We start from the raw sequence: 18,825 nt of genomic DNA, 5'->3' as shown, positions 1-18,825 counted from the left end.
CGCCAATCGATTATTATGAAAAATGAGACTATAGTGGTCGTTAAAAGCATAAGCCTATTCACCAAAGAAGAATAATAATATGAATAAAAGCAAACTTTCAGTATTGGCATCAATCCTGATTGCCCTTTGTGCCGGCTGCTCACCGAGCAACACAAGTTCAACAAAGCCTCAAGCCCTAACGCTCGATGCAGATGATGCAAAAGCATTCTTGCAAAAAGTAGATGCTGACATCACTCGCTTGAACAAGCCGGCGTCTCATGCTGCATGGGCCTACGCAACTAACATCAACTATGACAACGCGCAGGTTGATGCATATCTGGGCGAGCAATTGTCAGTAATGTGGGCGAAGTACGCTGTAGAAGCGGCTAAGTTTAATGACGTAGTCGTAGATGCAGATACGCGCAGGCAACTAGATTTGTTGAAATCAGGGCTAGAAATTGCTCCTCCAGCGGACCCTGCTAAAGCAGAACGTTTAGCCGCAATTGGCTCAGATTTATCCGGTATTTATGGCGCAGGAAAATACTGCCGCAGTGAAAACGAATGTTTTTCTCTTGTTGAAATGAGTGCAGAAATGGCGGTGAGTCGCGATCCCGCTTTGATGTTAGAGTTTTGGAAAGGTTGGCGCGAGGTGTCTGTGCCCATGAAAGAGATGTTTGTTGAGCAAGTTGGCATAGCGAATGAAGGTGCTGTGGAGTTGGGCTATGCCAATACATCGGAATTGTGGCGCGCTAAATACGACATGCCGGCGGAAGCTTTCCCAAAGGAGCTTGACCGTTTATGGGGCCAAATTCAGCCATTCTATAACTCATTGCATTGTCACGTTAGAGCTGAGCTATCTGAACACTACGGTGAAGAAATCGTCCCACTAGACAAGCCGATTCCAGCGCATCTGCTCGGCAATATGTGGGCACAAAGCTGGGGCAATATTTACGACCTTGTCAAACCCGAACAAGAAATGAACTTACCTGATGTGACAAAAGCATTAGCAGAGCAAGGATACGACGAAATAAAAATGGTGAAACAAGCTGAGGGCTTCTTTTCTTCACTCGGTTTTGCTCCACTCCCAGATACTTTTTATGAACGTTCAATGTTCCAAAAACCGGCAGAACGCGACGTTCAGTGTCATGCATCGGCGTGGGATGTAGATGAAAAAGACGATTTACGCATTAAAATGTGTATTCAAAAAACCGGGGAAGAGTTTAACGTTATTCACCACGAATTAGGCCACAACTATTATCAGCGTGCATATAAAGACCAACCGATGCTGTATAGAGGTTCTGCCAACAGTGGCTTCCACGAAGCCATTGGCGACACTATTGCTCTGTCTATCACACCGACTTATTTGCAGCAAATTGGTTTGATTGACGATATTCCAGACGAGTCAAATGACATTGGCATGCTGTTGAAAGTGGCGCTGGACAAAATTGCCTTTATCCCATTTGGTTTAATGGTAGATCAGTGGCGCTGGAAAGTACTTGCAGGCGAAACGACCCCAGAGCAATACAATCAGCTTTGGTGGGAGTTGCGCGAAAAATATCAAGGAGTAGCAGCACCCGTTGAGCGCTCTGCTAACGCTTTCGATCCAGGTGCGAAGTATCATGTTCCTGCTAACGTTTCGTATACACGTTACTTCCTAGCGCATGTGCTGCAGTTTCAATTTCACAAAGCCCTGTGCGACATTGCTGGTAGCGAGGAAGCCTTACATCGTTGCTCAATTTACGGCAGCAAAGAAGCTGGAGAAGCGCTAAATAACATGCTAAAAATGGGTAAAAGTCGACCTTGGCAGGAAGCAATGACAACTTTGACGGGCTCGCCTGATATGGATGCCTCAACGATAGAAGCTTATTTTGCGCCGTTAAAGGTATGGCTAGACAAGCAAAACGAAGAACGAAATTGTGGCTGGTAACAGCCGCTAAACAATGGGAAACGCCATCTTACAGGCGTTTCCCGTTTCAAACTTAAGATTTACCTCTGATGTTCATCAGTTCTTACTAACTTCATATCTAACTTTCTATTTATCGCCGAATTAATTATTGTTTGCGCAAGACTAATGTAAATCAAAAAACTAGCTATTTTGCGTAAAAGTTGTCGCACAAGTATCTATTACCATAGTTGTATTCTTTACATAACAGATAAAGCGTATACTCCCGCCCTTTCCTCTTGAGCACTTACCTTAGAGACTCGCAACATGATAGATTGGATACTCATTGGCATCGCCATTGCTGCGCTGCTAGGCGTCATATTTGAAGAACTGATACATGTCAATAAAGCTAAAACGACATTGTTATTGGGCACCACAGCTTGGATAATTCTTTTTATTGATGCCAATAAGGGATCTGGTTTAGAAGCCGTTGAAAAGAACTTGTTTATCAATATCACCGAAATATCAACACTTTGGCTTTTTCTTGTTGCCGCTATGACCTTTGTCGCTTATTTAAATCGAAAAGGGCTAATTGAAAGCATGTTAAACGTGATCATGCCGAATCAGATTAGCCTGAAAAAATTGCTGTTCATGACCGCTATATTCAGTTTTTGTTTCTCTTCCTTAGCCGATAATATTACCGCGACACTGGTATCCATTGCATTGGTGCTATCACTGGGCTTACCGGCTAATCAAACCATGCGGTTTGCTGTTTTAGTGGTATTTTCGGTCAACTCAGGCGGGGTGTCTTTAATCACCGGCGATGTCACAACATTGATGATATTTTTACAGGAGAAAGTCACAATTACACAACTGCTTTGGCTTATTTTACCCTCGTTTGCTGGGGTAATAGTGCTGGCAAGCTTACTCAGTTTTGGCTTGCAGGGTAAAGTTAAAATTAAAAAGCAGCATCACCACATAAGACCCGTAGATTACACCATCGCTGTGACTTTTTTATCCACTATAATATTAACCTTAGTTGGTAACGTGCTGTTTGCTATTCCGCCTATGTTGAGTTTTCTGGCAGGCATGTCAATTATGTTTTTAGTCGCTAATTTTATGGCTAAAGATAATGACAAAGACCCCATTTTGGACTACATCAGATATATCGAGTTTGACACATTGTTGTTCTTTTTAGGTGTGTTGTTAATTGTCGGGATGTTAGAGCATATTCATGCATTACACGCACTCTTAGATATTTACACCATGTTCCCGCCAGTGATAGCCAATTATATTATGGGGATTTTATCCTCAATGATAGACAATGTACCGTTAACAGCCGCGTTGTTAAAAGCTAATATTAATATGTCATTCAGCGAATGGATGTCATTAACCTACGCTGTTGGTGTGGGAGGCTCGTTATTGGTAATTGGCTCTGCCGCAGGCATCGTTGCAATGAGCAAGGTGCAAGGCTTAACATTTGCTCGCTACGGCAAGTATTCACTCTTGCTTTTAATCTCTTACTCAAGCGGCTACGGATTGGTGCTGTTAATGACGCAATATCTGCAATCTTAAGCGCGGTTGGGGGCAGAGTTGAGAGCAGAGTAATATGAAATTTTACTCTGCCTTTAACAGGCGAGATATCGAGTCATGCTTAGTATTTTATGAAAAGTTTATATTGATTAGTCGCATTATAGATAAAGGATAAAATTATAGTTTTGTGCTTTTATTAAAAGCTGGGATTTTGAGTGTGATCAAAAACGTGCGTCGCCTCTAAGGACTTTTTATATCAGTGTCGGTTGTGCGGCAATTGCGGCCCTAAGATAGCTTCTCTCGAAATAACCAACACGTCATCCTTGCGAAGGCAAGGACCTGCCAAAGCCAAACTCCATGTAAAAACCATCCTTTTCAATTTCAGGTAAAGCTTATATGCTCGATGCTTAATTGAAAAGGAATTCAATAATGAAACAACCCTGTGTTTATATGATCACAAATCGTAATAATACGACCTTATATATTGGTGTTACCAGTAATTTGGTGCAACGTGTATATCAACATAAAAATAAGCTAATAAAAGGCTTCAGCGCCAAATATAACGTAGACAAGCTTGTTTACTTTGAGCTGTTTGAAGATATGGAGAATGCCATAACCCGTGAAAAAAGGCTGAAGCTCTGGAAACGAGATTGGAAAAATCGGATTATTAATGAAGTAAATCCTAGTTGGCAGGATTTATACCCTGACCTAATTAGGTAAACGTAATTAGACTTTCTATGCTATTTGGTAGGTCCTTGCCTTCGCAAGGATGACGTGAGGGATGTTTCCTACATGGGATAAATATGATGTTTTTCTACGTCCGGAATCTGCCCTTTGCTGCCCTTAAAAGAACATATCTAAAATGTACTTAACAGGCAGAAACATCCCAATCAAATCATTTTTAATTAACTACGTTATTATCTATCGACAAGAACCGCTATAAGCATCGCAAGCAAATATAAAGCCTAATAAAACAAAAAAGCTGTTATTTTCGATTGAAAATAACAGCTTTTTAAACACTTGGGTTGGAACTAATAGACTCTCAACACTTACTTTTTCTTGTGAAAAGTCATCAAACGTTTACGCTTACGTTCCTGCCCTACCGTTAACTTATTGACCTTACCTTCAAATGGATTCGCACCCTCTTTGAATTCAACTCGTATCGGTGTACCCATGGTTTTCAGTGCTTTTCGATAGTAATTCATCAAATAGCGCTTGTACGAATCAGGTAAATCTTTTAACTGATTGCCATGAATAACGATAACGGGCGGATTATAACCACCAGCATGAGCATACTTCATCTTAACGCGGCGACCATGGATAAGTGGCGGATTGTGATCATTCTGAGCCATTTCCATGATTTGTGTTAGCACTGACGTTGTAATACGCACAGTAGCAGACTTGTAGGCTTCTTGGACAGATTCAAACAAGTGTCCAACACCAGTGCCATGTAATGCAGAAATGAAATGTAAACGAGCAAAATCGACGAAGCCTAAGCGTCTGTCTAATTCTCGTTTAATTGATTCCTTTATGTGGGTTTCAAGCCCATCCCATTTGTTGACGGCCAACACTAGAGAACGACCAGAATTTAACACAAAACCTAATAACGATAAGTCTTGATCAGTAACCCCCTCTCTAGCATCTATCACCAATAACACCACGTTAGATTCTTCAATCGCTTGTAGCGTTTTAACGATCGAGAATTTCTCTACTGTTTCTGAGACTTTCTTACGTTTTCTCACGCCTGCAGTATCAATCAAAATGTACTCACGATCGTCGCGCTGCATTGGGATAAAGATGCTGTCTCGAGTTGTACCTGGCTGATCGTAAACAACAACGCGCTCTTCACCCAAAATACGATTAATAAGTGTGGATTTACCTACATTCGGCTTACCCACTATCGCTAGTTTAATAGGAGAGGCTTGTAAGCGCGCCAGTTTCGCATCAGCGTCTTCTTCTTCGTCTCTCTCTTCCTCTACAATTTGCATGTCGGGAAAGGTTTTTTCGAGAGGCGTTAGGACATGCGTCATCATTTGCGAAACACCGCGACCATGCGCAGCCGCAATCTGCAGTACTTCTGCAAAACCTAACTTAAAGAAGTCGGCCGTTTCACTATCACCGTCAATACCATCGACTTTGTTGGCAACCAAATACATGGCTTTATCTTGTTTGCGCAAATGCTCAGCAATGCCAATGTCATCAGGCGTCAATCCGGCTCTCGCATCAACTAAAAACAAGACCACATCAGCTTCGTCTATTGCTAACAATGACTGTTCAGCCATAGCCGCATCAATGCCTTCTTCATCACCCGTAATACCACCGGTATCGACGACAATGAAACCACGATTTTCGAATTTTGCTGGGCCGTACTTACGATCACGTGTCAAACCCGGGAAATCAGCAACTAGTGCGTCTCGAGTATTCGTTAATCGATTAAATAATGTTGATTTACCAACATTGGGTCGGCCAACCAAGGCCACTACAGGTAACATTTTTCACCCTTAATAAAAAACGCCAATGGCATACCATTGGCGTGTATCGTTATCCGTTCTAACACGTTATCTTGACTACAATATGGCATCACTTCATTAGTACTTAACGCACATAAATCAGCGACACTTTCAACTCACTGTGGTTGAATAACTGCAGCAATTTTTCCGTCTCTCGTTTGTACATAGAGGATGTTTTCTGCGCTAATCGGTCCCGTGAAGATAGCTTCATCTTCATCATCATCACCAACCGCTAACTGCGCCACGAGCTTACCTTCGTCTTTAGTAAACCAATGAATAAATCCAAACATATCTCCTACAACCACGTAATCTCCGTGTGGTGTGGCAGATGTAATGTTGCGATCTTTCAATCCAACATTAGACCATAATTCAACGCCGCTACGGCGATCAATTGCAAATATATTACTGCTATTATCGACGACAAATAAGCGGTTTCCATCGATACTAATGTTGCGGTAAGAACCGTATTCACGTGTCCAAATTACTTGACCTGTGCGCAGCTCTACGGCAGACAAAGTACCATTGTAAGAAACAACAAACACATTTCCGCCAAACACCAGTGGCTTGACATCAATATCAACGATACGCTCTAGCTCGGTAGCACCAGATGGAGAAGCAATTTGCGTTTCCCATGCTACCATACCCGTTTCAAGGATACTGACCTTCAGTTTTCCTGAAGGAGTGCCGATTAGTGCGCCGCCGCTGTCTGCTGCAGGTGCAGAAACGCCGCGCAGTGTTAATGGAGGAACATCAGACTCAGTGACCCATTTCTGTTCACCGTTCTCAGGATTAAGCGCAATCAAATGACCCGACGTTGTATTGACTAGCACTACACCAGCATCAACAGCAGGCGCAGAAATAACTTCACCTTTTACGCCAACCTTCCATTTTAATTCGCCTGTTGATTCCTCGAGGGCATATACGTATCCGTCCTCTGTGCCAAAATACACAGACTGATAGGCAACTGACAGACCACCAGAGATTTTTGCGGATACCGCGCGGTTTGAGTACCACAGCATCGCTTTCTTGAAACTGTAGTTTTCGTAGTTAGCGAAGTCTTGTTCCCAGATTTTTTTACCCGTTTCCTGATCAATCGCCACAACAATACCATCTCTGCTCGCAGCGAATACTTTGCCATATGCGACAGCCGGTGCTAGGCGGGAGAAGTAATCTTGAACCCCGTCTCCGACATCTATATCCCATTTGATTTCAGGTTCAAAAGCGGCTTCAATCGGTTTCAAACGGCGGATTTCTAATTCCTCATCGTCCGCAAACCAATCTGATACAGTTGCACAGCCACTGAGTGACAAAGCTAGCAACGTTATTATTAGTCTATTCTTCACTGGGTAGCACCTGCCACTTCAGTTGCAGCATAGTTTAAGTTACTCAGTTTCATTTCCACTACACGATTTTGCGGTTGTTCAGCGAGCACAGCATCATACGCAACTTTTGCTTTATCGAATTCTTTCGTTGCAACGTAAATATCGCCTTTAACTTCTTGCACTTGGTCGTTGTATGAGGCACTCACGACAGTGTCTAAAGTTGCAAGTGCAGCGGCAGTATTACCTAGTTGATTTTCAATACGCGCTAAACGAACTTTTGCTAAATCTGCAATTGCTTCACTAGGAGAATTGCTTGCCGCCATCGCCAAGTGCATTTTTGCGCCTTCAAAATCGTTTTTTTCAGCAGCTTTCTGAGCAGAAATTAAACTTGTTAACACAGCATAGCCCGAATCACCGTTTTCTTTTGCGAACGCTTCTGCTTCTGTCAATCCATTTTCTGAATCAATGCCTTCTAATACACTTTGAAATGCCATTGATTGGGTTTCTTTACCTTCGATAACCATGTCGTTGTACTGCTGCCAACCGAACAAGCCAGCTAAGCCGATGCCGATACCGACTAATATTGCAGTACCATTTTCTTTCCAAAAGCCTTTGATTGCTTCTACTTGTTGTTCTTCGGTTTCGTAACGTTCCATTGAATTCCTCTACCCTTACTACATCTAACTGATTAATAACTAAGTTTTATCTGACCAACTCTACTTTGAAGTGTTTACAGCCATTCTGCTATTGCAGATAACTCACTCAAAAACACGCTAGCCTGCGGCTTATCTTGTTTTAAATACTTTATCGAGACGCTCGCATTAGCAAGTTCATCATCCCCGATAATCATCGCAATCGCAGCATCTGATGCCATTGCCTTTTTCATTTGTTTCTTAAAATTCCCACCGCCACAATGCTGTTGCACTTTTACGGTCGGTAACTCGTTTCTAACTTGCTCTGCAATCTTAGTTGCTTCCGATTCGGCTTGTTCGCCGATTGGCATTAAATAAATATCAACTGCATTATTTGCATAAAGCGACTCGTCAAGACTTTCTACTAGCAACACTAAACGCTCTAAGCCCATAGCGAAACCAACAGCGGGACTAGCTTTGCCTCCGAGCTGCTCAACGAGACCATCGTACCTGCCACCCGCGCAAATAGTACCCTGAGCACCCAAGAGCTGTGTTACCCACTCGAAAACAGTGCGATTGTAGTAATCTAAACCACGCACTAAACTTGGATTAACTGTGTATTGGATGCCTAAATTGTCTAAACGTTCACATAAAAGTGAAAAATGCGCCTGTGATTCATCATCTAAATGATCAATGAGTTTTGGCGCGTCTTTTACAATCTCTTGTACGGCTGGATTTTTACTATCAAGCACGCGCAGTGGGTTGGATAACAACCTGCGCTGACTGTCTTCATCCAATTGGTCGTGGTGCCCTTGTAAAAACGTTACCAGCACTTCCTTGTAAGCAGCTCTTGCTTCCGCCGAACCCAAGGAATTTATCTGTAGCTCAACTTTGTCGGCAATACCGAATGCTTGCCAAAGGCGCGCGCCAATCAAAATCATTTCAACATCAATATCCGGGCCATCAAGACCGTATGCTTCAACGCCAAACTGATGGAACTGGCGATAGCGACCTTTTTGCGGGCGCTCATGCCTAAACATGGGACCCATATACCATAATCGCTGCTGCTGATTATACAGTAAGCCGTGCTGATTACCCGCTCTTACGCAACACGCAGTGCCTTCAGGGCGCAATGTGAGACTATCTCCGTTGCGATCCTCAAAGGTATACATTTCTTTTTCGACTATATCAGTGACTTCACCAATTGAACGCTTAAATAAATCGGTGCTTTCAACAATTGGCGTACGTATTTCTTGATAACCATAATTGGCTACGACACGGCGTATATTTGACTCAACAAACTGCCATATACCAGTTTGCGATGGTAAGCAGTCGTTCATACCTCTGATTGCTTGAATAGTCTTTGCCACGTTTGTCTCTGATTAATTAAATAAAGCGCGACATTATAAGGATTTTGTCGCGCGGGGTAAAATTTAGGAGGCCTGTTTTTGCGTGTTTTATGTGTTTTTTTTCGCTTTACGCGGGATTATTCGATTTAGCTGCTGATATCGGTCACTTTGATTCGGTTTTTCTCGTCCAGCTGCGCGGCTTTTGCTCGAATACGCTTTTCTAACTGATCCACTAGGTCATCATTGGATAAACGCTCGCGCTGACGCTTGCCGTCCAAATAAAAACCACTCATGTTGCGAGCGCCAGTTAATCCTAAATCAGAAACTTCCGCTTCACCGGGCCCGTTTACAACGCAGCCAATAATCGAAACGTCCATGGGCGTTAGAATGTCTTCAACTCGCTGTTCAAGGGCATTGACTGTAGCTATAACATCAAACTCTTGACGTGAACAACTTGGGCAAGCGATAAAGTTGATGCCGCGTGCTCTAATTCTCAACGACTTCAAAATATCAAAGCCTACTTTAATCTCTTCAATTGGATCCGCTGCAAGTGAGATCCTAATGGTATCGCCAATACCTTCTGCCAAAAGCATACCCAGCCCTACCGCACTTTTTACTGCGCCAGAACGGAAACCGCCCGCTTCAGTAATACCTAAATGCAGTGGTTGCACAATTTGCTTCGCTAATAGGCGATATGCACCAACAGCTAAAAATACATCCGATGCTTTGACGCTCACTTTAAATTGATCAAAATTGAGTTTATCGAGAATATCGACATGCCTCATTGCTGACTCAACCAGTGCTTCGGCCGTTGGCTCTTTATATTTCTCTTGGATTTCTTTCTCTAAGGACCCGCCGTTTACGCCAATTCGAATAGGGATGTTCTTGTCTTTTGCGCAGTCAACAACCGACCTAACGCGCTCCATATTGCCGATATTACCCGGATTTATTCTGAGACAATCGACACCGTACTCTGCCACTTTCAACGCAATTCTATAATCGAAATGAATATCGGCAATCAACGGAACGTTAACTTGCTGTTTGATTAGTTTGAATGCTTCTGCCGCTTCCATCGTTGGCACCGATACTCGAACGATTTCACCGCCAACGCCTTGAATGCGCTTTATTTGAGCAACTGTTGCAGCAACGTCTAAAGTATTGGTATTAGTCATCGACTGCACTGCAATAGGTGCACCGTCACCGATAGGAACATTACCTACGTTTATTCTGGTTGATTTACGCCGAATGATCGGAGAATCAGAAAACATTATTCACCTTTAACAGATAGTTGGAACTTAACAGGATTACCTCTAGGATATTTGGAAAGATCAACCGGGGCGCCACCAAAAACAATATCTACTATGCTAGGTGGGCACATATTCACCGAAATCGGTGGAATACCACTAACTGACATCACTCTGCCTTTAACTTTCACACCTACAGCCATCACTTCGTCATTTGCGTCTGTGACACTTAACCAGCAATCTTCTTTAAAAGTAAAAATAACATCTATCGTGCCGTCACTGTTAACCGAGTATCCGTTTACATTTTGGCTGTCAGCGCTAGCAAAATCGTCGTTAACGTCGCCGCTATCATTGAATGGACTGTCCATATCGGATAATTCGTCTACCGCTTGCTCAATTACTTCAGGGCCCTGCTCTGCAATTGCTTGCACTTGCTTAACACTTTCAACAGCGGCCTTTTTAATTTCACTGGCAGCTTCACCTGCAATTGTGTCGCTCTCACTGCTAGGTTCATTTTGATTTTTAATATCTTCTTCAGGTATGGCAAGCTCATCGGGCATAGACAAGTTATTGCTCATTGCATTCACCGATTGCCCCTCGTCGATATTATTCGATTGTGCCTGTTCTGTCGTCGTATCACTGAACAAATTTAATCTGTTCATTATCGACTTGTCCGATTGCTGATACCACCAAATAACTAGAGATGCTATCACCAAAAATACGATAAGGTAGGTCACCATCATCCAACGGTCATCGTTTGCTTGCTTCGCAACGCGTTGAGAAAAACTTTGTAGCTTCGCTGGCTGCTTTTCACCTTGATGCAAAATATCAAACGCTGCCAGCAACGGATCCACAGGCATGCTCAATAATTTGGCATAAATTCGAACATACCCTTTTGTAAACGTAATAGAGACGCCGGGCTTGTGTGTGTCAGTTTCAATATCTTGGATGTTACCCAAGCGCAGGTGAAGACGATCAGCAACTTGTTGCTGTGTCAAACCCATCGCCTCGCGACCCCTTTTCAACTGTTGACCAGGTGTAGCTTGCGTCGACTCTACTGTCGCTTCTTTAGTATTGCTATTTTCTTCAGTCATTATTTTTTGGGTCCTTTACCCGCAACTTCATCCCTACTCTTATAGCGGATGAATCGTCAAGGTTATTCCATTGCATTAGGTATTTCATTTTAACGTTATATCGAAGTGAAATTCGATATAAGTTTTCCTTTGGTAACACAACATGATAACTGGCATTTGCGCTCGCCGCCTCATCTATTTGCTGTGTTGCTTTATCTTGTGTTTGCTCAACTGTCGTCTCTGCAGCTTTGTCGGCAGTTGCGAGCGTCTCATCGACCTTTTCAATAGTACCATCAATGCTTGCAGACTCATCACTTACCGCATTAAAATCAGCCGACAGTGCCGCTTCTAATTCGGCCTCGCGTTTCGCCGCTTCATCCAAACTAGGTGCATTTTCTATCACTTTCTGTTGCACTTGTTCTTCGACTTTATTTTCAGCTGCATCTGGCGCCAACGTTTTTATCTTTTTATTCACTTTAACTAAAGACGGAGCTTCTACCGATGCGCTTTGGTCGTTTTCAACTGCGTTTAGTGGCTCATCAACTGTAACGGCAACTTCAGCTTGGGTATTTGCTTGCACTGCAGGAGGAACTGCAAGAGCTGCACGTTTATTTTTAACTGTTGCTACCGGCTGAAATTTACCCATTTGTTTTTTGAAAAGAGCGGTGTTCGGATGCTCTGGGAACATACTCTTCATCAGTTCGCCATAGCCCAGTGCAGCTTCAGTGTCACTGAGACCCTGTGCTATTTCATAAGATAACCAAAGAGATTCTGGAGAAACGCGCGAAACACGGTCGTACTTCCACAGGGTCTTCTTGGCCTCGCCATAGTTTCCCTGTTCCTTCTGCAATTGAGCTAAGAAGAATAAGCTTTTGCCTCGTGTTGGCTGATGGTTTAACGCCGACTCAAAAAAGCCAACTGCTTCATCTGTCTTTCCTTGGTCTACTGCACAAATCGCTAGGTTTTCGTAGGTTTCAGCTGTTGAAACATAACTTTTGCTCGACACCGCTTTTAAAAAATATGATTTGGCTTTTTCATAGCGACCCTGCTCACAAAGAAATGCGCCATAGCTGTTGATGATATTTGGATTCTCAGGTGCTAATTTAAGCGCCTTAAGATAGTACTCTTCGGTTAGCGCAAGTTCATCAACCTGCTGATAATAATAAGCCATCGCAAAATGCGCGTCTGCTGACTTAGGTGCAAAATTGAGTGCCTTGTCTAAGTTCGCCTTTGCTTGAGAAAAGTTGCCATTATTCAAATAAGTTAAGCCCAAGCTCACTCTATTCTTCGCTGCAGCATCTGTGTTAATCGCGTCAGCACCAGCAAAATCTGGATCCCTTGGCTCTGTTACACACGCACTTAGCAGTGAGCATAGAACAATAGCAGCTACGGATTTCTTCAACATGGTTTGTCTCTTATATTTTTTATTGCGTCATTCTTACCGAAATTGGTTTTCCATTCATCTGTTTTTTTAATAATCTTTTTGTTCTATCAACAACGTCACCAACTAATTGCCCGCAAGCGGCGTCAATATCGTCGCCGCGTGTCTTTCTGATGACAACCGTAAAGTTATAGTCCATCAGTACCTTAGAAAATCTATCCATGCGTGAATTGCTTGAGCAAGTGTATGGCGAACCAGGATATGGATTAAAAGGTATCAGATTTATTTTACAAGGCGTGTCTGCTAACACTTTTGCTAACGCATGCGCCTGATCAGTACTGTCATTTATATGATTCAACATAACATACTCAACGGTGACTTTACCTTGATTTGCTTTAGATTTTGCCAAATAGCGCCTAACCCCTGCTAAAAACTCTTCAATCGGATACTTTTTATTCACCGGAACAATTTCATCGCGTAGTTTATCGTCTGGTGCGTGCAAAGAAATCGCTAAAGCGACGTCTATCTGATCACCTAACATATCCAACGCAGGGACCACACCTGAGGTACTGAGTGTCACTCTGCGTTTTGATAGACCAAAGCCATAGTCATCAAGCATAATGCGCATTGCAGGAACGACGTTTTTCAGGTTGAGCAACGGCTCACCCATTCCCATCATCACAACATTGGTAATCGGCCGTTTTGATGTGTCTTTAGACATGCCTATAAAGGTAGCAACGCGCCAAACTTGCCCGATTATTTCAGCAATAGATAGGTTGCGATTGAAACCTTGCTGAGCGGTTGAACAAAATGTGCACTCTAATGCACAGCCTACTTGGGAAGAAACGCAAAGCGTCGCGCGATCAGTTTCTGGGATCCATACCGTTTCAACCTCCTGCCCCCCTTCCAATAACATTGCAAACTTAATGGTGCCATCGGATGCTTGCTGATGCTCTGAAATTACAGGCGCTTCAATCACACAATAGTTTTTCAACTTTGCGCGCAAGTCTTTATTCATATTGGTCATCGCGTCGAAATCAGATTCACCCGCTTGATATATCCATTTCATCAGTTGGTCAGCTCTGAATGGCTTTTCATTGATTGAAGCAAAATAGTCACGCAAACCTTGGCGATCAAAATTCAATAAATTGACTTTTTTCATCTCTTTTTTTATCTCTCCTTTCACCTCGTTCGAAGCTTTAGGATCCACTTGGTTTACAGACATAATTTTACCTTTATAACAAAAAATCTAACCCGGGTTTTATTTTACCGACGCTGGTCTAGGCTCATTTTGGCTTAACCAACTCACAGTATACGCACTTTCGGGCTATTCAGCGCGTTTAAAATAACTAAAAAAGGGAGCCGAAGCTCCCTTAGTATAACACTTTGTCGCTTAACGTGTGCGTGGGCAAATTTCTTCGTCAGAGAAGAAGTAAGCTATTTCGCGAGATGCTGACTCTGGTGCATCTGAACCATGACAAGCGTTTTCGTCGATAGATTCTGCATAATCAGCACGTAAAGTGCCAGCAGCAGCTTCTGCCGGGTTAGTTGCACCCATGATTTCTCTATTTTTAACAACAGCGTTGTCGCCTTCAAGCACTTGAACCATCACTGGACCAGATGTCATGAAGCTAACAAGAGCGCCAAAGAAAGGACGTTCGCTATGTTCAGCGTAAAAGCCTTCAGCCTGTTCTTTGCTCATGTGGACCATTTTTGAAGCAACAATGCGTAAGCCTGCGCTTTCAAAACGGTTGTAGATTGCGCCGATAACATTTTTCGCTACTGCGTCAGGTTTGATGATCGAGAAAGTACGTTCTAAAGCCATGATTAATTCTTCCAGTTTACTGATTTTTAAAATTCGCGCGATTATAAAGAAGAAGAGGCGTAATGAATACCCCTAGACCGAAAATTCATCTTATATATTTGCGCTATTTGTGCAGCAAAAACTCTATTAAGATGCAAATTTACAACAAATAATTCTTTTAATTCAGAAGCTTGATCATATAACAGCGACGCCATTTCTCAAATTTTAGTGTGTCATAATTCATCCAACAATCCGCACTACGCCGCTTTATGTAAAAGCTTCAGTCCTGATTACTGTCTTCAAACAAACTTTCGGCTGATTGTTTTCAACAATAATTTAGTGTGCAGCTCGCTCAACAGTACTTTGATCGATTCCCTCTTTATACATATCCCAAAGTGGCGACATTTCACGCAACTTGTCGATAGCGCTGCGAATAAGATTAGTCACATAATCAATCTCTTCTTCAGTAGTGAACCGACCAATACTAAAGCGAATTGAGCTATGAGCTAATTCATCAGTAAGACCAAGTGCCCGCAGCACATAAGAGGGCTCTAGGCTTGCAGAAGTGCATGCTGAACCTGAAGATACGGCAATGTCTTTCAGTGCCATTATCAACGATTCACCCTCGACGTATGCAAAACTTACATTCAGGTTATGAGCAACCCGATGGTCGGCATCACCGTTTAAATAAACTGCCTCGATATCTTTTACGCCGTTGTAGAGCTTGTCACGTAACATTTTTATACGTTCGTTTTCAGTCGCCATCTCTTCTTTGGCTAAGCGGAAAGCTTCTCCCATCCCAACGATTTGATGAGTTGCCAGTGTGCCTGAGCGCATTCCACGCTCGTGCCCACCGCCATGCATTTGAGCTTCAATTCTTACTCTTGGCTTACGCGACACGTAAAGTGCGCCAATCCCCTTAGGACCATATGTTTTGTGTGCAGAAAAAGACATTAAATCAACGTTTAATTCTTGTAAATCAATTGGAATTTTACCTGTGCTTTGCGCTGCATCAACATGGAATATGATTTTACGTTCGCGGCATATCTGACCGATAGCAGCAATATCTTGAATCACACCAATTTCATTGTTCACGTGCATGATGCTGATAAGAATGGTGTCGTCTCGCATTTCAGCTTGAAGCTTGTCCAAATCTACTAAACCATTTGGTTCAGGCATCATGTAAGTTACTTCAAAACCTTCACGCTCAAGCTGTCGGGTCGAGTCCAACACAGCTTTATGCTCAGTCTTCAAGGTAATGATGTGCTTGCCACGCTCTTGATAAAACGTTGCGGCACCTTTGATTGCTAAATTGTTCGATTCTGTAGCGCCTGATGTAAATACGATTTCACGTGGGTCTGCATTCACTAGGTCCGCAATTTGATTTCTCGCAATGTCTACCGCCTCTTCCGCTACCCAACCAAAATAGTGAGAACGTGAGGCTGGGTTACCGAAATTGCCTTCTTTTGTTAGGCAGTCTTTCATTTTTTCGGCGACACGAGGGTCAACTGGTGTGGTCGACGAATAATCTAAATAGATTGGTAATTTAATATTACTCATTATCGCTCCGATTAAAGTTGCATACTGATTTCAATGTCGCTCACTATGTTTTTCGCCGATGCCTTTGTAAGGTCTTGTCGGTCGGCTACCTCTTTTACTTCATTTTTTGTCATTAACTCGCCAAGAGTAATGCCATTGAGAAACTGACTGATCCTAACGCTAAGATCTTGCCAAAGTGTGTGTGTCAAACAACGCTCACCGCCTTGGCAGTCTGCTTTTCCTTGGCACCGTGTTGCGTCAACTGACTCATCGACAGCGCGAATGACGTCGCCTATGGCGATGTCGTTTGCTGCGCGTCCTAGTTTATAACCACCGCCAGGACCTCTGACACTAGACACTAGCTGCTCCTTGCGCAAGCGAGCAAACAATTGTTCTAAATAAGATAACGAAATTTCTTGGCGTTCCGAAATATCGGCCAACGGCACGGGCCCCTTGCGCGAATGTAGAGCAACGTCGAGCATTGCAGTAACCGCGTAACGACCTTTTGATGTCAGCTTCATACTTCCCTCATTTCGTTGAACAGCCAATTGGCTTGGAGTTTATGAGGAAATTGTATATACCTGAGTAAAATTGTCAAGTATATACCCGACCACTTTAGTAGGTTATTACTACCTCGGCATTATGTGACCCAAAATACGAGAAAAGCCGAGGTGTTCTTAATTAAATATGCGGGTCAAAAGCGTCTACTGCTGCCTTTTTAAGCACAGGGGAAATACCCGTATCGGCAAAGTCCTTAACGCCAAGCTTAGGAATTGAGTCACTGCACACATCTCCACCGAGTGATTGTATCACCTTACACATCTCTTCTACTTTAGTGTCCATTTGATGCACATGTTCGAGCATAATGCCCATTGCGTTAGCAACTGGATCGGGGTTTTCTTCACTCACTGCGTATGCATCAAAGCCATATTTTTTTGCGATGACTTGGCGCTTTTGCTTTGTTTCAGAGCTTGCTTCTTCACTCTTTTGTTTCTGCAACAAATTACGCCCAGGGATCCCAACGCAAGTAGCATTTTCTGGAACGTCTCTGACTACAACTGAGTTCGATCCTATCCTGGCATTTTTACCCACAGTAATAGGGCCGAGTACTTGTGCACCTGCACCTACGACAGAGTTGTCTTCCAATGTTGGATGGCGTTTACCCGCTTTCCAACTTGTCCCGCCTAAGGTAACACCATGGTATAGCGTTACATCGTTACCAACGATGGCTGTCTCGCCAATTACTACACCCATACCGTGATCGATAAAAACTCTGCGACCAAGCTGTGCACCCGGATGAATTTCAATACCAGTTAAAAAGCGAGAAATGTTTGATAAGAAGCGCGCTACCCAATAGAGTTTCCACTGCCATAGCTTGTGGCTTACACGATGCATCCAAATTGCGTGCAAACCAGGATAATTGAATAGTACCTCCATTGTATTTCTGGCGGCAGGGTCTCGATGAAATACACTTTTAATATCTTCACGAATTCTACTAAACATTATTTTGTACTTCCGTTTTCTTTGGTCGCCATCTCTTTGCTCAACATCTCTTTATTCGGATTATTTTTATCAATAGAGGCCAGAATGCCTCGTAAAATATTTAACTCCTGCACTTCTGGCCGAGCACGATTAAATAGCCGCCGTAGCTTGGTCATAACCATGCCCGGATGGTTAGGTACAATAAAATCGACTTCTTTCAAGGTTTTCTCAAGGTGCACGTAAAAACGCTCTAGGTCTTCACTTAAAGGATATTCAGCTACCGCCGAAGCGGCATGCTGTGACGCTTTAATATCAAGATGATTGACACGAATTTCATAGCAAAGTGTTTGCACCGCGGCAGCAATGTTCAATGAACTGTAATCTGGATTTGCTGGTATGCAAACATGAAAGTGACACTGCTGTAACTCTTCATTGCTCAAGCCATTATTCTCACGACCAAAGACAAGTGCCACAGGATATTTCTCAGCTTCAACTACCAACTTTTGACCACACTCTCGAGGTGTCAGCATAGGCCAAGGCAAGGTTCTTGAGCGAGCCGAAGTACCCACAACCAAACCACAGTCACTCACTGCTTCTTCCAATGTGTTTACCGTAATCGCATTAGCCAAAACATCCCCAGCGCCTGCAGCTAATGCACTCGATTTGCCATCAGGCGGGGAAACAGGATCGACTAAATATAATGAACTGAGCCCCATCGTTTTCATAGCGCGAGCCGCCGAACCAATATTGCCGGTGTGGCTAGTACTAACTAAAACAATGCGAATATCTGAAAGCATGAGAGGATTCCGTTAAATTATTAGCGCTCAAATACAGATGATGAGTCAGTTACAGTCAACATCAAAATAGAGTTGCGACCAAAATAGAGTGACAAATAAAACTGACTCGGTTTTTAAAACTGAATAATTGCTGCCGACACTTGTGGAAGCGAAGTTAGCGCTGCCCGCTGCCTGTTAGCTCGGCACCTTTTTCGGCGCGAAGTTTATCACAAGCGATAAACACTGTCTTTTGCAAAAAAGTAATAAAATATACAGGGAATGATTCAAGACATTTCGCAAAGATTATTTAAGTCGGCCG

General features: G+C 43.0%; 16 protein-coding genes. 3 read left to right on the top strand and 13 right to left on the bottom strand.

Annotated features, from left to right (window positions below; translation table 11 throughout):
- The first annotated feature begins 79 nt into the window (after positions 1–79).
- The 3 genes from GNIT_RS04900 to GNIT_RS04890 all read left to right on the top strand — a co-directional run bounded on the left by GNIT_RS04900 (position 80) and on the right by GNIT_RS04890 (position 4,114).
- Positions 80–1,906, top strand: a complete 1,827-nt coding sequence (locus tag GNIT_RS04900) for a M2 family metallopeptidase (RefSeq protein WP_014108044.1) — start codon at positions 80–82, stop codon at positions 1,904–1,906.
- Between the two features lie 282 nt (positions 1,907–2,188).
- Positions 2,189–3,436, top strand: a complete 1,248-nt coding sequence (gene nhaD / locus GNIT_RS04895) for a sodium:proton antiporter NhaD (RefSeq protein WP_014108042.1) — start codon at positions 2,189–2,191, stop codon at positions 3,434–3,436.
- 387 nt (positions 3,437–3,823) lie between these two features.
- Positions 3,824–4,114 (top strand): GIY-YIG nuclease family protein, encoded by a 291-nt coding sequence (locus GNIT_RS04890; protein WP_014108041.1) that lies wholly within the window; start codon positions 3,824–3,826, stop codon positions 4,112–4,114.
- Between the two features lie 329 nt (positions 4,115–4,443).
- Here GNIT_RS04890 and der read toward each other — a convergent pair whose 3' ends face one another.
- The 13 genes from der to trmJ form a co-directional block, all read right to left on the bottom strand.
- Positions 4,444–5,886 (bottom strand): ribosome biogenesis GTPase Der, encoded by a 1,443-nt coding sequence (der, locus tag GNIT_RS04885; RefSeq protein WP_014108040.1) that lies wholly within the window; start codon positions 5,884–5,886, stop codon positions 4,444–4,446.
- A 134-nt stretch (positions 5,887–6,020) separates the two neighbouring features.
- Entirely contained in the window at positions 6,021–7,247 is a 1,227-nt protein-coding gene (gene bamB / locus GNIT_RS04880) for an outer membrane protein assembly factor BamB (protein ID WP_014108039.1), read from the bottom strand.
- Complete coding sequence (locus GNIT_RS04875; RefSeq protein ID WP_014108038.1) at positions 7,244–7,882, bottom strand: tetratricopeptide repeat protein; 639 nt, start codon at positions 7,880–7,882, stop codon at positions 7,244–7,246. The genes bamB and GNIT_RS04875 overlap by 4 nt, the downstream gene beginning before the upstream one ends.
- Before the next feature lie 74 nt (positions 7,883–7,956).
- Positions 7,957–9,228, bottom strand: coding sequence for a histidine--tRNA ligase (hisS, locus tag GNIT_RS04870; protein WP_083822413.1), 1,272 nt, complete (start codon positions 9,226–9,228; stop codon positions 7,957–7,959).
- A gap of 125 nt (positions 9,229–9,353) precedes the next feature.
- Positions 9,354–10,475, bottom strand: a complete 1,122-nt coding sequence (gene ispG / locus GNIT_RS04865) for a flavodoxin-dependent (E)-4-hydroxy-3-methylbut-2-enyl-diphosphate synthase (protein ID WP_014108036.1) — start codon at positions 10,473–10,475, stop codon at positions 9,354–9,356.
- On the bottom strand, positions 10,475–11,545 hold the full coding sequence (locus tag GNIT_RS04860; RefSeq protein WP_014108035.1) for a RodZ domain-containing protein: 1,071 nt from the start codon (positions 11,543–11,545) through the stop codon (positions 10,475–10,477). Before GNIT_RS04860 ends, ispG begins: the two co-directional genes overlap by 1 nt.
- On the bottom strand, positions 11,538–12,929 hold the full coding sequence (pilW, locus tag GNIT_RS04855; protein WP_014108034.1) for a type IV pilus biogenesis/stability protein PilW: 1,392 nt from the start codon (positions 12,927–12,929) through the stop codon (positions 11,538–11,540). The genes GNIT_RS04860 and pilW overlap by 8 nt, the downstream gene beginning before the upstream one ends.
- A gap of 19 nt (positions 12,930–12,948) precedes the next feature.
- Positions 12,949–14,067, bottom strand: coding sequence for a dual-specificity RNA methyltransferase RlmN (rlmN, locus tag GNIT_RS04850; protein WP_041246652.1), 1,119 nt, complete (start codon positions 14,065–14,067; stop codon positions 12,949–12,951).
- A gap of 231 nt (positions 14,068–14,298) precedes the next feature.
- Positions 14,299–14,730 (bottom strand): nucleoside-diphosphate kinase, encoded by a 432-nt coding sequence (gene ndk, locus GNIT_RS04845; protein WP_014108032.1) that lies wholly within the window; start codon positions 14,728–14,730, stop codon positions 14,299–14,301.
- 315 nt (positions 14,731–15,045) lie between these two features.
- Entirely contained in the window at positions 15,046–16,269 is a 1,224-nt protein-coding gene (locus tag GNIT_RS04840) for an IscS subfamily cysteine desulfurase (RefSeq protein ID WP_014108031.1), read from the bottom strand.
- Positions 16,270–16,280: 11 nt separating this feature from the next.
- Positions 16,281–16,769, bottom strand: a complete 489-nt coding sequence (gene iscR / locus GNIT_RS04835; protein WP_014108030.1) for a Fe-S cluster assembly transcriptional regulator IscR — start codon at positions 16,767–16,769, stop codon at positions 16,281–16,283.
- 160 nt (positions 16,770–16,929) lie between these two features.
- Complete coding sequence (gene cysE, locus GNIT_RS04830; protein ID WP_014108029.1) at positions 16,930–17,751, bottom strand: serine O-acetyltransferase; 822 nt, start codon at positions 17,749–17,751, stop codon at positions 16,930–16,932.
- On the bottom strand, positions 17,751–18,527 hold the full coding sequence (trmJ, locus tag GNIT_RS04825; RefSeq protein ID WP_014108028.1) for a tRNA (cytosine(32)/uridine(32)-2'-O)-methyltransferase TrmJ: 777 nt from the start codon (positions 18,525–18,527) through the stop codon (positions 17,751–17,753). The genes cysE and trmJ overlap by 1 nt, the downstream gene beginning before the upstream one ends.
- Between the last annotated feature and the right edge of the window lie 298 nt (positions 18,528–18,825).

This window comes from Glaciecola nitratireducens FR1064 (assembly GCF_000226565.1).
Classification (GTDB): domain Bacteria; phylum Pseudomonadota; class Gammaproteobacteria; order Enterobacterales; family Alteromonadaceae; genus Glaciecola; species Glaciecola nitratireducens.
Note: the sequence above shows the minus strand (reverse complement) of the source record. Positions and strands in the feature narration are given on the sequence as shown.

Coding starts and splice junctions, on each gene's coding strand:
- GNIT_RS04900 (WP_014108044.1), top strand. CDS start 80: ATGAATAAAAGCAAACTTTCAGTATTGGCATCAATCCTGATTGCCCTT.
- nhaD (WP_014108042.1), top strand. CDS start 2,189: ATGATAGATTGGATACTCATTGGCATCGCCATTGCTGCGCTGCTAGGC.
- GNIT_RS04890 (WP_014108041.1), top strand. CDS start 3,824: ATGAAACAACCCTGTGTTTATATGATCACAAATCGTAATAATACGACC.
- der (WP_014108040.1), bottom strand. CDS start 5,886: ATGTTACCTGTAGTGGCCTTGGTTGGCCGACCCAATGTTGGTAAATCA.
- GNIT_RS04875 (WP_014108038.1), bottom strand. CDS start 7,882: ATGGAACGTTACGAAACCGAAGAACAACAAGTAGAAGCAATCAAAGGC.
- ispG (WP_014108036.1), bottom strand. CDS start 10,475: ATGTTTTCTGATTCTCCGATCATTCGGCGTAAATCAACCAGAATAAAC.
- GNIT_RS04860 (WP_014108035.1), bottom strand. CDS start 11,545: ATGACTGAAGAAAATAGCAATACTAAAGAAGCGACAGTAGAGTCGACG.
- pilW (WP_014108034.1), bottom strand. CDS start 12,929: ATGTTGAAGAAATCCGTAGCTGCTATTGTTCTATGCTCACTGCTAAGT.
- rlmN (WP_041246652.1), bottom strand. CDS start 14,067: ATGAAAAAAGTCAATTTATTGAATTTTGATCGCCAAGGTTTGCGTGAC.
- ndk (WP_014108032.1), bottom strand. CDS start 14,730: ATGGCTTTAGAACGTACTTTCTCGATCATCAAACCTGACGCAGTAGCG.
- GNIT_RS04840 (WP_014108031.1), bottom strand. CDS start 16,269: ATGAGTAATATTAAATTACCAATCTATTTAGATTATTCGTCGACCACA.
- iscR (WP_014108030.1), bottom strand. CDS start 16,769: ATGAAGCTGACATCAAAAGGTCGTTACGCGGTTACTGCAATGCTCGAC.
- cysE (WP_014108029.1), bottom strand. CDS start 17,751: ATGTTTAGTAGAATTCGTGAAGATATTAAAAGTGTATTTCATCGAGAC.
- trmJ (WP_014108028.1), bottom strand. CDS start 18,527: ATGCTTTCAGATATTCGCATTGTTTTAGTTAGTACTAGCCACACCGGC.